Source organism: Haloarcula sp. H-GB4, from assembly GCF_030848575.1.
GTDB lineage: Archaea > Halobacteriota > Halobacteria > Halobacteriales > Haloarculaceae > Haloarcula.
In genome coordinates this window covers 65,908-81,822 of record NZ_JAVDDX010000006.1, presented here as the reverse complement: position 1 = coordinate 81,822, position 15,915 = coordinate 65,908, and the positions used below count along the sequence as shown (strand labels likewise).

Here is a 15,915-nt window from a genome sequence, read left to right as displayed (position 1 = left end):
GTTTGAGATGTTCTCGCGGAGATGCTATGCATTGGTCGCCGGTTGGCGAGAAGTCACGGACCGATTGGGAGAGCACAACCGATATCGTGCTCAGACCGAGAGTCCTGCGGCTTGCCGCAGGCGAGCGACAGGTGTTGAATCACTCTCTTATCCGGCTTTCCGGAGAGAGTTACCGACCGCCCGGACGAACGTCCTGGCGGTCACGACTGGCGGCGACCTGATTTCTCCCTCTATGCCGACTTTCACCAGAAAGTCGGTGAGCCGCCACAGATTGTACAGTAACGCTGCGAACGTGAAGTTGAACAACCGCACTCGGTAGTCGGTTGAGGAGGTCTTCGGGAGGTACGCTTTCACCGACTTGTACTGGTTTTCGATATCCCAGCGACGGCTGTAGCTGTTCGTCACATGAGCGATCTCGTCGGGATCGACGTGATCGCGGTTCGTCACAAATACAGCGTACTCACCGTCAGCGTCGTCACTGGTGGCTGGAACGTACAGATATTCTGCAGTATGATCGACATCACCGTCGATTCCGACGGGGACATCGTGGTTAACAGCAGCGTCTACCCCATCTTTGCTCTTGATGTGCTTGATCGTCTCGTAATCTGACTCGTATTTCGGCACTGGCATCGTATATAACAGTCCACGACTGTTGATCTCTGCACGGACGTTTCTAGCGTAAAAGCCACCGTCCAGCAGAACTTCGTCCAGATCGACGTACTGCTGGGCTCTCGAAAGCAGACGCGCAACGACGTCTGCTTTCGAGTCAGCGGGCGTCTCAGTTGGTTCCCAGTCTGAGTGTTCCTTGACGCCCTCAATCCCCAAAATGATCGGAACATCGTTCCCGACGATTGTGATCGTCGCGAACGTGTAGCCGTGCTTCAACTCACCGTCGTCGACGTACCCGCTCACCATAGGCGGGTACGTCGACTTTGGGATCTGGTCGTCTTTGTCGATCCACGGCCAGACGTGGTAGGGGACGTGGGTGAAATCGACGGCCGCCACGACGTGGCGGTCGTCGAATGGATCTTCATACCGAATCGTCTGAAGGATATTCTCGGTCGCGGTGTCGAACGCGTCCATGAGATACTCTCGGAATACCTCGGTAAACGCAACGATATCCTCGATCTGTTGGTTTTGGAGTGGGACAGTGACTTCCTGATCAGCCGGCATTGCGAACTGCTTGATCACTCGGAGGAACGTAGAGTCGTCACAGGCATCGTTCTCGTCGAGAAACCAGCCAGCTTCACCCTCCGAATGGGCGCTTCCTTGGGTGAGGCATGCCGAGGCGAACAGATCGAGGATCTGTTCGTCCTCGTAGACTCTGTTATCGGCTCTGTGAGAGTCGAACTCGCCGAAGGCATGCCTTCGGGCGAGCTCGACAATTTTGTTCCCCTGCTTTCGAACGTGCTCGCGTGTTGCGGTCGGTTCGTCACCGTCCTCTTCGATATCGTCTTCACCTGGGATAATCGGAACCCGTGCTTCCAACACGACGCCGCTGTCAACGGCTTCTTGTGCGATACCTGTAGCTGCGGTGTTAAGCGTCCGTTTGGTTTGTTCGGTAAACTGTTCCCACACGTACGAGAGTGATTGCTGGGACGGTACCTTCTCCAAATCAAGTGTCTTCAGGAGTGATGGCCGGCTTTCGAGGCGATCTGCGACCTCGCTCTGGGCGAGGTCGTAGATCTTCTGATAGAGATACACTCGAGCCATCGATTCGGTGCCGTTTGCGACCTTGTGTTGCTGGCGGTGGTCGGTAAGCCCGTCAACTGGAATCGAAACCTCTCCGAGGACACGCCAGAGATGATCCACGGTTTCACAGACTTCCCCAGCGTGATAGACGATCGCCCCCGCGAGCGCGGGGGCGTCGTCGTCACCTGCCGACATCTGCTCAGAAGTCATCGTAGTTCTGAGCCCGTCACCGAGAGGTTTCAAGTCGTCACATTGGTCGCCAAATCGACTGGTTCAGATCTCTGTTGAACTCATAGCTGTCTCGTCTTACGGTACTGCCGTCGAAATAACATATCAGTGAGCTAGTGGTTGGTAGAACTTGAGATCCCGAAAACGTGACTCCCCAATTGAGCGAGATTGATATAGCCACATAAACTTTATCAGACACAGAAAGCCCGAATATTCACACACAGAGTGTCTGAAACGTCGATATTCTGGTTCGTAGATTAGGTTTGTATTACTCTAATAAGCACCATCAGTTTTACCCGGACCGCCGCTGTACGGGAAGCATGGATCGTCTTCCGCCTGCATACGACGCTACTCCCGGGGGTGATGCCCTCGAAGTAGCCATCGAGAAACGACTAGTCGATATCGACTCCGGGCGCTACCGAACGAACGTCGCGAGCGTGCTGCGGAAGTTTGCAGCTTGGTCCCGGGACCAGCACGGTATCTCCGGTCCCGAGGATATCGACGACGACCTTTGTCGGCAGTACGCTCGTGACCTTGCCCGGGCCGACGACAGAGACAATATCTCACCAGAGACTGCCCGTCGCTACTTCGCCTACGTCCGCTCGTTTCTCACATGGGCCGTCTACGAGGGCCTGATCCCGACGAACCCAGCCAAGACCAACCACGCCGAAGGCCCGCTGCCAACCGACGAAACTGAAACAGACCAGCAGTACTGGACGGCACGCGACCGCGATGCTATCTGCGCTACTGCGACCGCCCGCGTCGACGACGCCGGCGAAAGCGACGACGTCGACCGCACGGCAGCCTACCGTGACCAGGCACTCGTCTTCCTCCTCGCCTACTCCGGTGCGCGTAGTGCAGAACTGGTCGCCGTCTCTGATGATGAAGAACGGAACGGCCTGCGGTGGCGTCACGCCGATTTAGAGGCTGGTACAATGCAAGTATTCGGCAAGAACCGTTCCCGCGAGTCTGCGCCGATCCTCGATGACGCTATCCGTCCACTCCGGCGCTGGAAGCAACTCCGAGAGCCCGACGAGAATGAGGCCGTCTTCCCAAGACTCGACAACGCGGCGAAGGCACTGGACCCGACGCCGTCGATCACAACGCAGTCGGCTCGGGATATCCTCGCCAAACTCTGCGAGTGGTCCGACTACGAGTTCGAGGAGCCACTGAAGCCACACGGTGCCCGCCGTGGCCTCGGGCGGGAGATCTATCGCGAGAACCCACAGCTGGCACAAGACGTACTCCGACACAAGTCTATCGAGACGACCCACAAAGGCTACGCACAGGAGGCCGCAAAGCGGACACGCGATGAAGCGAACGATATCATTGGAAAGCAGTGAAAGATACAGCTATTGCAAAGGGTGCTGAGTAGTTCGGGCTCTGGAGTGCGATCCGTGCCTGTCACCCCAGATCACAATTACGGGTTCAGTCACATTCGCGATTTTCACTCGTGGTCAAGGCGAATAGAGCTTGGCCTCGGGCGATTTACGCTGACTTGCACGCTTTAATCACAACTTCAGGGTCGTCAACAAGTTGGTTTACTGTGTGTGCACCCTTGCCCTTTCCCCGCCCTTTGCGCTCCTGCTCAACGAGCGAGAGAAACGCAAGTTCAGAGAGTAGATCCCGAACACGTCGCACTTTCAGTGGATCGACCCCATTGCTCTCACAAAGGCGTTCATACACCGAATAGACGCTTTTCGTTGGGATTGGAGGGTTCTCACCTGACGTATCCTGTACTTGTAACGCAAGCGACTGTAACAGGTGTTTTGAGTGTTCTGGCTGCTTGGCAATAAGCTCAGAAAGTCTAGCCTGCTCTTCACGGTCATGCGCCTCATCAACATATTCGATTTTTACTGTATCATCGTCGTGTTCGTCGGCAATCTCCCCTGCATATCGGAGGATATCGATTGCCTTGCGCGCGTCTCCATGTTCCTTCGCCGCGAGTGCTGCTACTTTCGGGATAACATCTTCATCTAGAACATCCTCACGAAAAGCATCGGAACGAGATTTGAGGATCTCACGGAGCTGGTTCGCATCATACGGTGGGAAAACGAAGTCTCGTTCCGACAGGCTTGATTTAACTCGTTCATTGAGAGAGTCTTTGTAACGGATTTTGTTACTGATACCAATCACACCAAGAGTACTTTCTGTCACCTTGCCTGCTTCGGCAGCGCGTGACAGTTGCATTAGAACGTTGTCACCTTCTAATTTATCTATTTCGTCAAGAATAATGATTCCAACATCCAGCCGTGCATCAAGAATATCCCAGAGACGGCGGTAATAGTCCGAGGTACTCACCCCAGTATGTGGAACTGTTATTTCTGTCTCTTCTGGGCTATTGAGTGCTTGAGCAATTGTGCGGACTGTCTGTGTCTCAGTTGATTCTTGGAAACAGTCCACGTATGCGACGCCGATTTTGACACCGTTGTCGGCGGCCGCCTCAGTGAGATCGCGAGTTATATACTTTGAACACAGGCTTTTGCCCGTACCCGTTTTTCCGTAAACCAATACGTTGTTCGGGGTGTCTCCCCGCTGGGCGTCTTTGATAGCATTAGCGAGCTTTCGAAGTTCAGTGTCGCGTCCGATTATCCGGTCACTCTCCGGAAGGTGGCTCACTCTAAGGAGTTCCTTGTCAGCAAAGATTGGATCTGGATTGCCGAAGAACGACTCAGACTCATTCATACCAACACAATCTCATGGACTTCATATTAATATTGTCCACCACCTTGCCGCTGTAAAACAGGTAAGATTGATATGCTATATTTGAAAAGTCGTATATCAGTCGCTCAGTCCTCATCTATTGGTGATATTCTACTCCAGAATACTGTATGAATTTAGAAGGTAGTAGTACTCCCACACCCCGTGTTGCCGCTGTAACAGTTGAGATGAGTTTCCAGATGAAAGCGGGCACAATAATGAGTGATAGCATACTTACACGCTATCTACACGCGCTTGAACAGATCCTGTGTAGAAGGGGTGAAAACCGGTATTTCACGCTACCGACGCTAAAGCGTCGTTATTTTAGTACGCTAAAGCGTGGTATGGTACCAAACAGCATAGATCATAATAAAACTGATGATGCCTGTCCTAATTTAGTGGCTACGCGGAGTTATCAACTTGATATGGTAACACGCTGTGGCTGCTTTACCTATTCACTTACAGCGGCAATGAGGGGTGTACAAACATGACCTCGCATAAAAATAAGAGACAGGCAACTGTTCTCGATTGTTTACAGCGGCAACGAGGGGTGCGACTGCAGACTAGTCTAATACTAGCGTGTCATAGAGTACGTCACACACCCTCTCCTCCTTGCGATCACCGCGGATGATTTCGCCGTCTGGAAAGTCTTCCAATCTGGTGCCACACTCTGTAAATTACCCCTTATAACCCTGTTCATCGTATTTTGAGACGACCGCGTGAACCACGTTCTCAATCTTGACTGCGGCGTGGCCATTCAGAGTCGGAAGTCATCCAGAAGGCTCACCCGCTCTGTATTGTTGTTCCCACTCGTTTCGAGCAGCTATCTCTCGTTCGCCACGTCGCGTGATTGAGTAGATGTTGGTCCGTCTGTCTTTTTGTGCCTTCTCAACGAGCCCTTTGTCGACAAGTGTGTCAAGGTTCGGGTATAGCCTCCCGTGATGGATTTCTCCCTCGTAGTATTCCTCCATCTCCTCTTTGATCGCGAGGCCATGTGGGCCGTCTAGACCGCACACCACGTACAGTAAATCACGCTGAAAACCGGTGAGGTCAAACATCTTAGGATAACTAACAACTTTGCGCCATTAAGTTTACTGAAATTGACCAAAATCCAGACGCATTGATGGCTAGGACCGGTCTCGAAAGCGGCTGAAATCTGATGTTAAATGGTTGTCAATCCCCGTCTTACTCGCCTGCCTCGTCTTCCCCTGGCTGAACATCCCGAAGCCGGCCACCGATCTCCTGCTCGTACTCTTCCAAGAGCTTGTAGAACTCTGCAATCGTCTCCGCAGCAGTCTCACCCTTCGACTTGATGGTCACTCTGTCTTGATCGCGAGTGTCAGTGCCTCGATCCAACCGTGCTTCCATACTGCATCCAAAGTCCGTTCGTTCGACCTTTTCGACTGAGTCTGGAGCCGTGTCTGGCTCTACATCTGGTTCACTTGACATGGGTCTTCTCGGGACGCTCTCACTGGAACGCCCCGCACCCGACTGGGGCACACAAAACAGCCGTCAATCGCTGCCCTCGAACGCATCCAGACTGGCCTGCTCACTTGGGACAGACGTCGCAACAGGAGATGCTTGGTCTTCCGCGCCCGTGTCTGTCCCCTGCGTTGGACTGGGCTGGTTCTCCGCCTCGACCGTGTTCTCGAAGGCGTCGGTCACCCACTCGTGAAGTTCGGACACCCCCTCATCGTCGAGTTCGCGAACGCTCCCACCCAGCGAAGAGTACGACGTCTGCCACGCTCGCTGGAACTCGACAGTCAGTGAGTCGCCCTGGATAACGTAGGCATCCAGATTCAGGAAACAGCAGTTCAGCGCCGTCATTCGGGCACACAGTGGGTCCTTGTCTTGCCCGACAAACAGCGCGTCTGGCTGCTTTCGACCGGCGACCAGTAGCGTCCGACCGCTCCCACAGGCCGGGTCAAGGACCGTCTGTCGGTCCTCGATATCACTCGCGTCTCCGATGCCGGCGATTTCAGCCATTGTCTCGCAAACAGAGTGGGGCGTGAAGTGCTGGCCGAACGCATCGCTGGACATCCCGTATTCCTCGTAGACAGCACCCAGAACGTCAGCGTTGGTAGCCGCCATCCGTTCTTGGAGCTGGCCGAACACCTTAGCGAAGAGGTCGACCGACCGCTGCCCGTGTGGGTGATCCATGTCGCCGCGCTCGCGATAGTCGTCGACAATCTCTAGATACGGATCGTCTCGGTCCTGCAGTGCGAACAGCATGAGGTTGACCCAGTCTCTGAAGACCGTGTGCGAGCTGTGCCCGCGCTGGCGTATTTGCTCAAGCGTTGCAACAATCTCGTCGACGTCGATCTGTGGCGAAGCCATGCTCTCTCGGCCACCAGAGAGTCACAAAATCTGGCCTGCTGGAGAGCGTCACTTTGAGAGTTCTATTTGCCAAGTGATCGAGTCAGGATAGGGACCGAGTGAATATAGAGCCTGTTCAGTCGTCGTCAGCCGTATATGCGCCACCACGGCGTTTGATCCTGGCGACAACAAGCAACTGTTCTTCTTGCCGAAACGTCACGGAGAGACGGAACTGTCCGATTCGAATTTTCTTGTGTGGGCTGTTCTGAAGTGGTTCGCCGTACTCTGGCGGGTCGCGCCACGGCGAGGTGACGATCTCAGTGAGTTTATCGAGGATTCGGTCCTGTACCTCTGGTGAGAGTGAGTTAAGATCATCCTGTGCCGTGGAAGAGAGTTCCCACGTCCACTCGTCATCACTCATCGCTTGTTCCAAACCTCTCACGCGCTTCTTCGGCGTCCATCGTTTTTCCTTCACGACTTTCTTCCTCAGCAGCGAGGAGTGCGATAAGTTCGTCGCGGTCGAACGTCGGGAACTCGACAGCATCTCGGAGTGTGTAACGAATAAACTCGCTCCGGCTGTTGAAACCGCGTCCTTGCCACGTCTTGTCGATTTCGTCGAGGAATGACTCTGTGGCTTTGAAATTCACTGTGACGATTTTATCCTCCTCGTCTCCTCCTGTGGTTGCTTCAGACATACGTCCGTAATACGTTAGTAGTACTATTAATGATTTTGCCGGGTTCATACTGAACACATCGATACGTCTACACGCATACTGAGCGGTCGTTTCAATTGCTTTCACGGATGAAGAGCCCGTATTCACAACAGCTACGACGGGTCGTATAGGTCTTCGACCAAGCGTCGGTAGTAGTCCTGGCTGGAGTCTGGAACAGGATCAGCCCCCTCTATGTCCTTCGCGATGATACTGGCGAACTGCTTGGGTGGCTTCCAACTATCGTCAATTTCGCGGGCTTCGGACTCTTTCAGGACTGCATACTCACCACCAGCGGTGACGTACAGAACACGAATTCCCGGCTTCTCGCTCAGCGGGCCCCTGAGTAGCTTTCCAGTTCGTGTATTGACCAGCCACTCAAGTAAGAGCCCAGCCCGGCACTGGATTGCGTACAACTGCACTTCGTTCTCCTCGGGAGATTCTGTGCGACCGTTGTCGGCCCACGATTGGGGCAGCGACCGATTGTCAGTCTCATCTTTCCAGCGCCACTTCAACTTTTTCGGCCCGGTGTTCCCTCGTCGGTATCCACTACTCATTGTTGGATTCTCTCAGCCACTAGAGAAACACAAAATACGCTCTATATCGCCTCTATAGCAACGTTCTTGCTGTTTGAGAATATACGTGTTAGTACGAGGACTCATCATGAAAACAGCCGAGTCCCCCACCACGACTAGCGAGTGTTCGCCCCCAGACCAGTGGATATCCCGCCAGCCCAGCGGCACCCGTGATCTCGACTTCCGGCGGATTCGTGACGACCGGTCAGCAACGTGGAACGCTGCTCTCGATGCCAGTGTCGACGTAACGGAGGGTGGTCGTCCGGACCTGTTTCTTGTCTCCGTCGACGACGACTGTCCGGTTAATTGCTCGCTGGCCGAGCATCCCAACGGGACCCACGCTGGCTGGTGCAGCTGCGAAGTCTTCCAGGCGACGACCGTCTGCCCACATCTCTGTGTCCTTCGCCAGCACGCTGCCCTCGGTGATCTTGACCTTCCAAAGCGAACAAGCGACGGTCAGTCGTCGTCAGCCGTGTAAGCACCACTCCGGTGTTCGATTCTGTGGATTTCAAGCACTGAGGCATCATGTGCAAGCACACATGCAAGGCGGTACGTTCCAACGCGGAGTTTCCAGAACGGCCCGCCAGTCAGTGGTTCTAGGAAGTCCTTGGGCTCGCGCCATGTTGAGTCGACAACCTCGTCTAGTTTCGAAACGATTCGATCCTGAACGTGCGTATCGAGATCACCAAACTGCTCAGTCGCACGCTCAGTGAACTTCCACGTCCACTCAGCGTCACTCGTCATTACCGTCTTGATCCATCATCGCACGGACGTCTTCACGCGAAACCAGTTCAGCATTATCCGCCCGAAGATCGTGCTCGCTCGCGGCAATCTGTTTCCACCCACTCCGACTAAATGCGGGGTGCTTCACTGCATCCCGAGCGACGTGGCGAAGGAACTCACTCCGTGAGTTGAATCCTTCTTCTTGCCACGTTGCATCGATGTCTTCAAGAAACGATTTGCTCAATCGGAGGTTTATTTGTACCATCTCTGGACCACCGTTTCCAGTATCGCTGTCTGTATCAGACATATACGAATGCTATACGCTGGTGTAGTATAATTCTTCACCTATTCTGAGACGTACAGCTGCGCTGTCGAGCAGTGGTATCGTCTCATCAGCCATCGCCCATCGAAACGTCGGCCAGCGGCCGAACGTCGACGCGCCCAGTCCGGTCGTGGTCAAGACACTGGCACAGTCGTTCTCGAACCGTCGCCTGCGAACACGGCTCGACGCCAACGCCTAACCGCGGATCGTCTCGAATCTGGACGTACTCTGCGTCGACGTCCAACGGCGTGTGCTCGACCCGACACCAGATCGTCTTCGCTCCGGCTTGGTCTAGATCAGTCACGTACCGAGCAGCCACCGCTTCGTGGCGAAGTTCGACGAGGACTCGTTCGACAAACGATGCGACTTTCGTTGGCGACCGTGGCGCTGGGACCGACGCAAAAACACTTGAAGAGTCGTGCTGTGCCGCCGATTCTGGAGTATCAGTAACTGACATATGTCTCTCTCAGGACGTGCTTGCTGGCTCGCCCTGCACCCTCGCCGGGGCACGCAAAACAACGGTCGCGAGCGCTCACGCAACGATATACTCCTCGATCTCTTGGAACCACTGCCGGGCCGTCGTAATATGCACATCCAGCGGCTCGCAGATCGTCGCCTGCGTGAGCCGGATGTCTGACTCTTTCCCGGCGAGATACAGAGCGCCGGCTGCGATACCGTCTGGTCGCCCGTTGACCTCAGTGGACTCGGTCGCCTGCTCTGCAAGTTCGAGCGCCCGCTGGCGAATCTCCGGGGAAACGTTGAATGGAAGGTCTGAACAAATCCGTGCCACCCAGTCCACCGGAAGCGACACTGGAATCGGGAGGTCAAGTTCCACCAAGAACGTCCGGTAGCAGTTCCAGATATGCGATGCAGAACACCGGGCAACGTCGGCTACCGTCTCCATCGTCACGAGGCCGTTGCATCGGCAGGCAGCGTATACAGCGGCCGCTGCACCGCCCTCAATCGACCGTCCGATCAGGAGGTCCTTGTCTTGGGCTTCCCTGAAGAACGTGGCTGCCTGCTCTTTCACCGCCTTGCTCTCAGACAGCGCACTCGCGATGCGTCGGATTTCACCGAGCCCGTGAGCGAGATTCCGGTCGCGCTTGCTGGTGAACTTCGACCGGCCGTGGAGTCGTCGCTGGCGAGCAAGCCGTCGACGCCGTCTCGGAGAGATGTCTGCACTATCGACGCTTCCGATGTTCGTCGACAAGCCTCGATCATGTCGAGTGGCCGTCCGGGGTGCGCCCGTCCGCTGCTGTTCCTCCTTGTCGTACGTCCGCCATGCTGGCCTGCGGTCGATCTGGTCTTGCTCGGTCACCAGGCCACAGTTCTCACAGTGCGTTTCTCGCCCGCTGGTATCGAGCGTGCCGCCACACTCGGGACAACCCGGCGTAGCTGCAGACAACGCCGTCTGGACGGTTTGTGAAGACATATTTCGAGACATCCTCTCACCTGACCGGAGGGGCAGAAAACACACTGCGGCCCCCGGTTAGGCGTCTGGCAGTTTTCCATCCGGGCGAGGGACTCGCTTGGCTTCGATCTCGATCTCGACCCGGCGACGGTGTTTGCATCGCTCGGCGACATCGGGACAACTGCACGTCTCCTCAAGCACATCCACCTCGTACCGGCTATCCGACGCTGAGTGGACCTCGTATCGACCGGGCTTTGCGAGGAAGGAAACGTCGATATCTTCCTGCTTCGCTCGTTTCGTGCGTGGTTCATCCTCGGAGGTGACGGCCAAGGGGTCATCTTTGGGATCCGTGACGCCGCCGTCGTTGAACCGAACCTGCATGACTCCGCCGTCAGCGACTGCTTTGCGGGGTTCGCCGTCGACGTGCAATCCGAACTGGTCGTCTAGGGCGTCGTCGTCAGCCCACTGCGGGATAGGTCGCTCGCCGGTGGCGAAGGCGACTCGCTTCTGGTGCTTGCACTCTTTGTCGGGGTTGTACTGCTTCCACTTGCACTCACAACTCCCTGTTCGAGTGTCGACAAGGTACTCTGAACCGGAGCCAGAGTTGACCAGGAAGAGGTCGTCGGCGTTTCGTGCCCGACCAATTGAGTCTAACACGGTCATGACTTCGGTCAGCGCCCGAACGGTCCGGTTGTTCGGGTTAGCCTCCTCCAGTTCGCTCTCGTCGATGCTGCTGGCGTCGCTACGGGATTCTGTAGTAGCCATGAATGACAGGCGGCACGCCCTCTGTGGGACGCCCCTCACCCCGCTGGGGCGCAGAAAATTCGGTGACTAGAGCTGGTTAAAGCGTGATTCTCTTCTCGGACAAGAGTGGTCGGTGCAGACTATATATATTTCATAGGAACAATGATACCGCTTAATTAGACATGGGTAACCATGGCCTCTCAGGTACCCACTCGGCTCCCGAAGCAGTTTGAACAACTCCGTATCGGGATTGCACTGTTTGACCCTGAGTCGGGGACGATCGTTGATGCCAACGAGAGTCTGGAGTCAATGTTCGGGTACTCTACGGAAGCTCTCCGTAAGATGAGCGTTGAAGCATACAGTGCAAATACGTATGCGTTTTCCAGAGACGATGTCGTTCAACAGATCCAACTGGCAATCGATGGTCAGCCCCAGCGTTTCAAGTGGCGGATTAAACGACAAGACGGGAGGCTAATCTGGACCCAGATTGATCTCTCACAACTTATTATTGATGGGGAACCGTTCGCCCTCGCCGAGATACGGGATATTACCGAATACACAAACACTAGCCGCAGAGTAAGCTTACTCTCCCGTATTATGCGTCATAACCTCCGAAACGACTTGACTGTCATCGCTGGGCGGGCACAGCAAATACAGTCAGAGGTTGATACTGATCACATCAGAAAACATACAGAGAAAATTGAAGAGAAGACGAATGACATCGATCGGATAACGGACTCTGTGAGAGAGATCGAACGTGCGACAACGCCAGCCCAAACCAAGCGGGTCCGCAGGAATACCTTCGATGCCGTCACGGAGACTGTTGAAAAATTATCTGATAAGTACCCCACCGCGAAGCTCACTGTTGAGAAACAGACAGAGATGTGGTTCAGTATTGATTCGGCATTCAATCAGGCACTGAGGCACGCTATTGAGAATGGCATCGTCCACAGCAACAGTACAGCCCCATCAGTCACGATAACTGTTGGCGAATCACCGAATACCGGTCGGGTCGAAGTCAGTATCAGTGATTCGTGCCCTCCTATCCCAGACATTGAGCTGAATGCGCTCGATGAATCGATAGAAAATACGGATGTTTCACATGGCACCGGGGTTGGACTGTTTGTAATGAAGTGGTGTGTCGAATCCCTTGGTGGCGAAATTACATTTGATCGGACTAATTCCGGTAATACTGTCTCTTTCTATTTCCCTCCAGAAGCAAGTCCGTCAGACCAGTAACTACCGCTGTGGACGGCAAGTATGCCGCTGGCGTAGGCGTTCTAGTGATCAACTCTTTCTTGCTCACTCAGCTTCAGTCGATCACATCAGGTTAGAGGAAGCGTCTGCTTGGATGCGGTGTGAAGCCTGGCGGCGTCCCGCCGGCGGCGTTCCCTCGCTGGCTCCGAGCCTCACAGCTGGGAGAAGAGTCACACTCGCTGCGATTCTGGAGCAAACACCGCCCTAGCTGCTTCGATGTGAATCTGATTCGGCAACTACTGTTTAACGCTGGGAGGATGTCAAACAGCGTCGAATGCGCGGGGAACTCCACGCGCTGAAGGTTCAATACCGCTCGAACACGCTCCATCTCTTCGGCCCAGTCGATAATTTCCTTGTATTCCGCGCTCATACGTTCACGCAGATAGACCAAGACTGCGTGCTTCCAGCCAGCAAACCCGTTGCCGACTGGATCACTCAGTTCCATCAGCACAGCGTCAGTAAGCTTTTGAGCGAGTGAAGCCACCTGCTTCATGAAGCGGAAGAGGGTGCTGGACATAACATCACTCTCCCGCTTCATACTCGTGATTCTAACGACCTGTCCCGGCACTGTCTGTAGATTCAATTGAGCCGTATCACACTGAAATATTGAACTTGATAATGGGCGGATGGATATCGATGTCGGATTATCAGACAGGTGGTTCTGGAGACAGCCTATTAGACGTTCTATTGCCGGAATTTATCCAGATTGTTCGTATATACCTTTGTCAGTACTTCTATATATCTCGTAGTTTTTTGTACGATAACTGGAAATCGCCGAACGAATGGTGAGCCGAGATTTCCGTCCCCGAGTCGCCCACCTCGTCCCGGCCGCTGTGCGAGGGAGCTTCGTCCGGAAGTTCGTGGCCGCGGTGCTGGTGGCGGTCCTGGTTGCCGGAGGAATCGGAGCGGTGTTCTACACTGATACGACGCGAACGCTTGACCAGCGCGTAGAGGCACAGGTCGTCTCGACCGCCGAATTACAGGCTGACGGCCTCGACAACTGGGTTGACGGCTTCCGGCGGCAGACCCGCACGCTCTCGTCGGTCAAGGAGTTCCAGAACGGGCAACCGGGCGTCATCAGGGACTACCTCTTGCTCGAATCGGACGACCTCACGTCCGAGTTCGTGGCCGTCCACTACGTCCAAGCTTCCGACGGCACGGTAGAAGCTAGCACCGCAAGCGGCGTCAGCGGGGAGACACTGGCATCCCTCGGCGTTCCGTGGGGGTCGGAAATGACAGCCATCGACGACGAGACCGACACGCCGGGGAGTGTTGTCGTTCCGGCGGAGCCCTACCGGTCGCCGGTGACAAACGATAGCGTTCTGGCATTCGTCAGCTCCGCACCACAGAACACAGAACACGTCGTCGTCGTCGAGGCGAACCTCTCCGCCCGCACCGAATCGTTCCGCGGGTCGCTGGCCGACAGCGAGACGACGATTCTCGGATCGGAGGGCGCGGCCGTCGTCGGTAAAAGCGTGCCAGAGGAGACCGCCACTACGGTCACGAACGGGGGTGCCAATGGCTTTACCCAGTCATCGGAGACGGTATACGGGTACGCGAGCCTCGATAGTGTTCGGTGGACAGTCGTAACGCAGGTGCCGGCGTCGAGCGCCTATGCCCTCCGGAACCAGATCGCCACCAGCCTTGTCCTGACGCTCGTGTCCGCAGTGGTGGTCCTCGGCGGCGTGACCATCGCGATGAGCAGGCGCTCGGCGACAGCCCTCTCGGAGCTCGCCGAGACAGCCGACGAGATGCGAGCCGGTGGCCTCGACGTGACGCTCGAAACATCCCGGTCCGACGAGATCGGCCGGCTGTTCGACGCCTTCGACGAGATGAGGCAGTCGCTCCGCGAGCAAATCGCTGACGCGGAGGCGGCCAGAGAAAATGCCGAATCCGCCAGAAACGAGGCTGAATCGGCGAAAAGAGAGGCCGAAGCGGCTCGTGAGGCCGCAGAGGAACTCAGCGAGAGCCTCCAGAACCGCGCCAAGGACTACGCCGAGGTCATGGCCGCCTGTGCCGATGGGGACCTGACGGCGCGGATGTCGTCCGACACGGACGCCGAGTCGATGGCCCGGATCGCAACAGCCTACAACGACCTGCTCGACGAGTGGGAAGACACCATCCGCGAGGTCCGGTCGTTCAGCGAGGCCGTCGACACCGCGAGCGAGACGGTCTCGGAGAACGTCGACGCGGTTCAGGACCGCAGCACCAGCGTGAAATCCTCGGCCGCAGAGATGGCCGACGGGGCAGAGACACAGTCGGAGAAACTCGAAACCGTCTGGAAGGAGCTGGAGGACCTCTCGGCGACCGTCGAAGAGGTGTCTACCGCCGCCGACACAGTCAGGAATCGGGCTGATGAAGCCCTCAGTCGGTCACAGAGCGGGCGAACGGCCGCCAAGCGGGCGGCGACGGCTCTCGACGATATCGAGCGGTCGACCGACGAGACCGTCGCACAAGTCGAAGAACTGGACGCGCTGATGGGAGAGATCGAGTCCGTCACCAACCTCATCACCGATATCGCCGACCAGACGACGATGCTTGCGTTGAACGCCAACATCGAGGCCGCCCGTGCCGAGAACGGAGGCGATGGCGACGGTTTTGCCGTCGTCGCCGACGAGGTGAAGGCGCTCGCCGACGAGACGGTGGCAGCGACTGCTGACATCGAAACCGCTATCGACGAGATGCGTCAGCAGGTCGAGCGCACCGTCGACGAGATGCATGCCACCCAGTCGAAGGTCGACACTGGAACCGAGACCGTCAGCGACGCCCTCAATGCGTTCGACAACATCGTCGGCGATATCGAGGACGCGACCAGCGGGATGCGAGAGATCGACCGTGCGACCGATGAGCAGGCCGAGTCGACACAGGAGGTCGTCTCGATGGTCGAGACAGTTGGCGACATTAGCGACGACACGGCTGTCGAAGCGGCCACCGTCGCCGACGCGGCGACTGAGCAGGTCGTGGCCGTCGACGACGTCGAATCCTCCGTCGCGCAACTCTCCGACCGTGCCACCGACCTCGGGCAGTTGCTGGAAACGTTCACTATCGACAACGGGGCTGACGTGTTCGAGGTGGCGGTCGAGGACCGCACAGGAGCAGAGTCAACAGGGGACGACTGATCGATCAACGTCCAGCGGTCGAGCAGTCGGTCCACGTCGACCGCCCCGTCGCTGGTCGGAACTGTCCCCCTCACGTCCCCTGAGCCAGTGGGAACCGGGGCCGGCGTCATCGGGTCGG

17 protein-coding genes and 1 pseudogene are annotated in these 15,915 nt (G+C 56.2%); 4 read left to right on the top strand and 14 right to left on the bottom strand.

Translation table 11 applies throughout. The features are described 5' to 3' along the window. Positions 1-147: 147 nt before the first annotated feature. Positions 148-1,887, bottom strand: coding sequence for a transposase (locus RBH20_RS20465; RefSeq protein ID WP_306712288.1), 1,740 nt, complete (start codon positions 1,885-1,887; stop codon positions 148-150). A gap of 353 nt (positions 1,888-2,240) precedes the next feature. Here RBH20_RS20465 and RBH20_RS20460 point away from each other — a divergent pair, with 353 nt between their 5' ends. Continuing rightward, positions 2,241-3,263 (top strand): tyrosine-type recombinase/integrase, encoded by a 1,023-nt coding sequence (locus RBH20_RS20460; protein ID WP_306712156.1) that lies wholly within the window; start codon positions 2,241-2,243, stop codon positions 3,261-3,263. A 145-nt stretch (positions 3,264-3,408) separates the two neighbouring features. Here the strand turns inward: RBH20_RS20460 and RBH20_RS20455 are convergent, their stop codons facing one another. From RBH20_RS20455 to RBH20_RS20425, 7 genes are all read right to left on the bottom strand, one after another. After that, entirely contained in the window at positions 3,409-4,605 is a 1,197-nt protein-coding gene (locus RBH20_RS20455) for a Cdc6/Cdc18 family protein (RefSeq protein ID WP_004966346.1), read from the bottom strand. Between the two features lie 785 nt (positions 4,606-5,390). Then, positions 5,391-5,678: a PadR family transcriptional regulator gene (locus RBH20_RS20450; RefSeq protein WP_008313475.1), complete on the bottom strand. Its 288-nt coding sequence runs from the start codon at positions 5,676-5,678 to the stop codon at positions 5,391-5,393. A gap of 127 nt (positions 5,679-5,805) precedes the next feature. After that, a complete protein-coding gene (locus tag RBH20_RS20445; protein ID WP_151147787.1) occupies positions 5,806-6,069 on the bottom strand; it encodes a hypothetical protein in 264 nt (87 codons plus the stop codon). Between the two features lie 63 nt (positions 6,070-6,132). Beyond that, positions 6,133-6,957 (bottom strand): N-6 DNA methylase, encoded by an 825-nt coding sequence (locus tag RBH20_RS20440; RefSeq protein ID WP_306712147.1) that lies wholly within the window; start codon positions 6,955-6,957, stop codon positions 6,133-6,135. A gap of 115 nt (positions 6,958-7,072) precedes the next feature. Next, positions 7,073-7,357, bottom strand: a complete 285-nt coding sequence (locus RBH20_RS20435) for a type II toxin-antitoxin system RelE/ParE family toxin (protein WP_050007922.1) — start codon at positions 7,355-7,357, stop codon at positions 7,073-7,075. Next, the gene (locus RBH20_RS20430; RefSeq protein WP_050007921.1) at positions 7,350-7,631 is read right to left on the bottom strand and encodes a ribbon-helix-helix domain-containing protein; all 282 of its coding nucleotides are present in this window, start codon (positions 7,629-7,631) and stop codon (positions 7,350-7,352) included. The genes RBH20_RS20435 and RBH20_RS20430 overlap by 8 nt, the downstream gene beginning before the upstream one ends. A gap of 131 nt (positions 7,632-7,762) precedes the next feature. Then, positions 7,763-8,203 (bottom strand): hypothetical protein, encoded by a 441-nt coding sequence (locus RBH20_RS20425; RefSeq protein WP_306712141.1) that lies wholly within the window; start codon positions 8,201-8,203, stop codon positions 7,763-7,765. 106 nt (positions 8,204-8,309) lie between these two features. Here RBH20_RS20425 and RBH20_RS20420 point away from each other — a divergent pair, with 106 nt between their 5' ends. Beyond that, positions 8,310-8,699 carry a hypothetical protein gene (locus tag RBH20_RS20420; protein ID WP_306712139.1) on the top strand — a complete coding sequence of 130 codons (390 nt, stop codon included), beginning with the start codon at positions 8,310-8,312 and terminating at the stop codon, positions 8,697-8,699. Here RBH20_RS20420 and RBH20_RS20415 read toward each other — a convergent pair. The 5 genes from RBH20_RS20415 to RBH20_RS20395 form a co-directional block, all read right to left on the bottom strand. Then, positions 8,678-8,965 carry a type II toxin-antitoxin system RelE/ParE family toxin gene (locus RBH20_RS20415; RefSeq protein ID WP_004966184.1) on the bottom strand — a complete coding sequence of 96 codons (288 nt, stop codon included), beginning with the start codon at positions 8,963-8,965 and terminating at the stop codon, positions 8,678-8,680. The genes RBH20_RS20420 and RBH20_RS20415 overlap by 22 nt on opposite strands. Next, a complete protein-coding gene (locus tag RBH20_RS20410) occupies positions 8,955-9,251 on the bottom strand; it encodes a ribbon-helix-helix domain-containing protein (protein WP_306712134.1) in 297 nt (98 codons plus the stop codon). Before RBH20_RS20410 ends, RBH20_RS20415 begins: the two co-directional genes overlap by 11 nt. Positions 9,252-9,336: 85 nt before the next feature. After that, positions 9,337-9,723, bottom strand: coding sequence for a hypothetical protein (locus RBH20_RS20405; RefSeq protein ID WP_306712133.1), 387 nt, complete (start codon positions 9,721-9,723; stop codon positions 9,337-9,339). A gap of 75 nt (positions 9,724-9,798) precedes the next feature. Beyond that, the gene (locus tag RBH20_RS20400) at positions 9,799-10,698 is read right to left on the bottom strand and encodes a transcription initiation factor IIB family protein (RefSeq protein ID WP_306712131.1); all 900 of its coding nucleotides are present in this window, start codon (positions 10,696-10,698) and stop codon (positions 9,799-9,801) included. Positions 10,699-10,755: 57 nt separating this feature from the next. Next, positions 10,756-11,442, bottom strand: coding sequence for a hypothetical protein (locus RBH20_RS20395; protein WP_306712129.1), 687 nt, complete (start codon positions 11,440-11,442; stop codon positions 10,756-10,758). A 171-nt stretch (positions 11,443-11,613) separates the two neighbouring features. On the opposite strand from RBH20_RS20395, the gene RBH20_RS20390 reads away from it, so the two are divergent. Then, on the top strand, positions 11,614-12,660 hold the full coding sequence (locus RBH20_RS20390; RefSeq protein ID WP_306712127.1) for a PAS domain-containing sensor histidine kinase: 1,047 nt from the start codon (positions 11,614-11,616) through the stop codon (positions 12,658-12,660). A 283-nt stretch (positions 12,661-12,943) separates the two neighbouring features. Here the strand turns inward: RBH20_RS20390 and RBH20_RS20385 are convergent. Next, a pseudogene (locus RBH20_RS20385) lies at positions 12,944-13,216 on the bottom strand (IS5/IS1182 family transposase); the annotation flags it as partial. A 244-nt stretch (positions 13,217-13,460) separates the two neighbouring features. Between RBH20_RS20385 and RBH20_RS20380 the strand changes: the two are divergent. Beyond that, positions 13,461-15,797: a methyl-accepting chemotaxis protein gene (locus tag RBH20_RS20380; protein ID WP_306712126.1), complete on the top strand. Its 2,337-nt coding sequence runs from the start codon at positions 13,461-13,463 to the stop codon at positions 15,795-15,797. Positions 15,798-15,915 lie beyond the last annotated feature (118 nt).